The following is a 3507-nucleotide window of genomic DNA, read 5'->3' as shown; positions in this document are numbered from 1 at the left end:
TTCAAAATGATTGACCACAAAATTCGTTAGAACCAGGCCATGTTTTGAGACGATCTGAGCGATTTGTGTGACTAATCCAATCTCATCAATTATCCCTGCGATGATTCCGCAGTGATCTAGGTCTTTTACTTTGATTTCTGCTGTTGATGGTGTCATGATTTTCAACATACCATCCACTTCTTCTCTAATTGAGGCTCATTTAATACTTATTCCTCATCTCTCAAATTAATTATTCCTTCTCTCTCTTATTTCTGCGGAATGTCGGTTGTAAGTTCTTCATTTTTCTTCCCTAGTTATTCCCGATCGCCAACTAACTTGAAGATTGAAAAGCACTAAGAACTCAGTTTGAAACGTTTTGATAGCAGCTAATTCACTTGATAGTTAAAAGCACTTTGCAACCCTATGTAAGCAACAAATACTAACGGTAATTCAGTTTTGTGCTATGGGGCGTGCAAACTCAACGCTTACAAATTACTAGCATTAATTCACGTTTTCTTCGGAAATTTTAATGAATAACACAAAGAACTCTTTTCATCTGGCGTTGCTGATTTTGAGGCGGGTTGGTGAAGAATTTTCCAGCGAGAAAGTTCATCATCAACTGCTCATTCAGCAACGCCCTTTATGTAACCCCAGATAGTCAAAGACTCGATCTGGCTTCTCGCTATCAACTCTGGCAACTAGATAATGTTCTGGGTCCAGGACAACTTCACAATCATTACGACCAACTTTATATACCTCGCATTGTTTACACCACAGGATATCTAGACATTCACGAGCTGGCTGTAGATAGTCAAGGACGGATTATTTTTGTCAGTACTCTGTTGAACTGTTTAGCGACAGTCAGTCACAAGCATAGCTGTACTCCTTGATGAAAACCATCTTTTATTAGCAAGGTAATCAAGGAAGACCCTTGCCATCTCAATGGATTGGCAATGTTGGCATAGAAAAATAGCTTTCTTTAATTTCTGATTCTTAAACCTGAATCTTGACACTTAAATTTCACGTACAAAGGAGAATTTGACAATGTTGAATGAGATATATGGAACAACTAGCAATGATACCATCAGTGGTTCAAGAGGCAATGATAACCTCTCTGGTGGAAGCGGCAATGATTTCCTTTTTACGGGTGACGGCTATAATTTCCTCTTCGGTGGAGATGGCAATGATTCCCTCAAGAGTTCAACAGGCAATGATTTCCACTCTGGTGGAAATGGCAATGATACAGTTAGTTATGATACTATACTAGACCTTGACATTAGTGCTAATTTACAGACTGGAAAGGCAATTATCCCTGGGGCACTGGATGAAACGATAACTAATTTTGAAAATCTCATTACTGGTGGAGGAAACGATTCACTAGTGGCGAGTAATATTGCCAATGTTCTCCAAGGAGGGCTTGGTGATGATATTATTGGCGGTGGAAATGGTTCTAATTTTGCTTCCTATACTGGAAAATCTGATGAGTTTGAGATTACTCTTAACGATGATGAAACTATCACTGTAGAAGATCTTAATACAAGTAATGGGGACGAAGGGACTGATACCCTTACTAATATTTCTCAGGTACTCTTCGGTGACCGTACAAGCATAGATCGTAATCGTACTAGATCTACGGTTAATGGTATTGCAGGAGTGCACAATAGCACAGATAACACTGATACTTCTAGTTCTATTTCTGAATATCTATACATTAGGCTTCATTCTCTTTTATTCTATTATCAAAGCTGATAATTAGGCATAGTTGCTAATAGAAAACATATCTTTTAACCGAAAAAATCTTCTTTTTTTCTGATTTGAACAACAGACATACTGAGAAGTAGCTTAAAGAAAAAAGAAAAACAAAAAGGAGAAATCATGATAACTATAGTTTATAAAAACCTTGAACATAATTTTCAAAAACATTCTAATTGGGATTTTTTAGTTTCCACATTTGGTGGTTCAACAGAAATAGTGATCGGTTTAATTTTCGGTAATATTTTTGACTTGGTCGAACAAATTTTTTTTTTGAAGGAAAAATATAGTGAGTACTCAACAATTAATGACCAATAATGTTTCAGAACTAATTACTAAATTAGCCAGCTATCAAATGCTACCTCGATTAAGACGGGAAATGATTATCGATCAAGCAATTAGTTCGATTGAATCTAATCCAGAAGAAAAAACGACAGCAAGAAAGCACTTTTATGCCCAAAATCAACTCACAGATGAAACTGTGATTGAAGCTTGGTGTCAGCATTATGAAATGACGCAACAACAATTAGAATCTTTAGCTATTCGTCAATTTAAAATTAACAAATTCCAAGAAATAACTTGGGAACATCAAGTAGGTTCTTACTTTCTGCAACGCAAAAATCAACTAGATCGAGTTATTTATTCTCTAATTCGCACCAAAAATGCTGGACTAGCTCAAGAACTCTATTTTCGGATTTTAGAAGTCGAACAAACCTTTGCCGAACTAGCAAAAGAATATTCCGAAGGAGCAGAAGCCGAAACTCATGGATTTCTAGGGCCAATTGCGTTGGGTAATGCCCATCCCATGATTGCCCAAAAACTATTGAGCAGTAAACCAGGGCAATTATCTGCACCCATCAAGATAGATGAATGGTTTGTGATTGTACGGTTAGAAAAGTCAATACCCGCTCAACTGGATGATTCGATGCGTCACAGACTGCTCCATGAATTATTCGAGACTTGGCTACACAAACAAATGAGTCAAGTAAATCAGCCGACTGCTGTAGCTGCTCAAATGTAGTTCCGAAAAACCTGGGATTAAGCTCTGAATTTTTACCTGAATAATTTATCCACCAGACACTGAGGATTGAAACTTTGAAAATCTTATTCTTACATTCTAATTTTCCTGCTCAATTTCGCCATTTAGCCACCATTCTCGGACAAGATCCCCAACATCAAGTAGTTTACGGCACAAAACGGCGTGAAGGTGATATTCCTGGGGTCACCAAAATTATCTATGAAAAATCGCGTACTGCTAGACCAGATACTCATCATTATGTGAGATTTTTAGAGGAAGCAGTTTTAGAAGGACAGGCTGTTTATCGTTTAGCAAAGCAACTCAAGGACAATCACTTTATCCCCGATATTGTGTACGGTCATTCTGGTTGGGGTTCGACTCTGTTTATGAAAGATGTTTTTCCTAAGAGTCAATTATTGTGCTACTTGGAGTGTTATTATAACGCTCATGGCTCTGATGCTGATTTCGATCCCAGCGACCCGATGAATGCTGATGATGAAGCGAGAATTAGAACCAAAAATACGCCGATTTTGTTAGATTTAGCTAGCTGCGATCGCGGTTTGTCTCCCACTCAATGGCAACGGCAACAATTTCCTGTAGAATTTCAACCGAAACTGAAAGTACATCACGATGTAATCGTTCATTCCCCCCTAAAAAATTCCCAGGAAAATTAGGCGCGAGGAATCCCCGCAGATTAATTACAAACAGGAAAAGGTGGTGGATTAATTCCTTTTCTTGCCCCTCTCAAAACTTGAGCG

4 protein-coding genes and 1 pseudogene are annotated in these 3507 nt (G+C 38.0%); 4 read left to right on the top strand and 1 reads right to left on the bottom strand.

Going from position 1 to position 3507, the window contains the following annotated elements:
* Positions 1 to 156, bottom strand: a 156-nt coding sequence (locus H1P_RS31875) for a DUF4277 domain-containing protein (RefSeq protein WP_186376267.1), incomplete at its 3' end; no start/stop codon positions are given.
* A gap of 407 nt (positions 157 to 563) precedes the next feature.
* Between H1P_RS31875 and H1P_RS31870 the strand changes: the two genes are divergently transcribed.
* The 4 genes and pseudogenes from H1P_RS31870 to H1P_RS31855 all read left to right on the top strand — a co-directional run.
* A complete protein-coding gene (locus tag H1P_RS31870) occupies positions 564 to 869 on the top strand; it encodes a DUF4915 domain-containing protein (RefSeq protein WP_246142039.1) in 306 nt (101 codons plus the stop codon).
* A 154-nt stretch (positions 870 to 1023) separates the two neighbouring features.
* Positions 1024 to 1728, top strand: coding sequence for a calcium-binding protein (locus H1P_RS31865; RefSeq protein ID WP_144875278.1), 705 nt, complete (start codon positions 1024 to 1026; stop codon positions 1726 to 1728).
* Positions 1729 to 2020: 292 nt separating this feature from the next.
* Positions 2021 to 2752 (top strand): peptidylprolyl isomerase, encoded by a 732-nt coding sequence (locus H1P_RS31860; RefSeq protein WP_246142038.1) that lies wholly within the window; start codon positions 2021 to 2023, stop codon positions 2750 to 2752.
* A gap of 74 nt (positions 2753 to 2826) precedes the next feature.
* Positions 2827 to 3387 (top strand): annotated as a pseudogene (locus H1P_RS31855) (glycosyl transferase family 1); the annotation flags it as partial.
* Positions 3388 to 3507: the final 120 nt, after the last annotated feature.

The sequence above is a fragment of the Hyella patelloides LEGE 07179 genome (assembly GCF_900659865.1).
Lineage (GTDB): Bacteria > Cyanobacteriota > Cyanobacteriia > Cyanobacteriales > Xenococcaceae > Hyella > Hyella patelloides.
The sequence above is the reverse complement of the archived record's forward strand: the minus strand, read 5'-3'. Positions and strand labels throughout refer to the sequence as shown.

Excerpts from the sequence above, each read along its gene's own strand:
- H1P_RS31865 (WP_144875278.1), top strand. The coding sequence starts at position 1,024 with ATGTTGAATGAGATATATGGAACAACTAGCAATGATACCATCAGTGGT.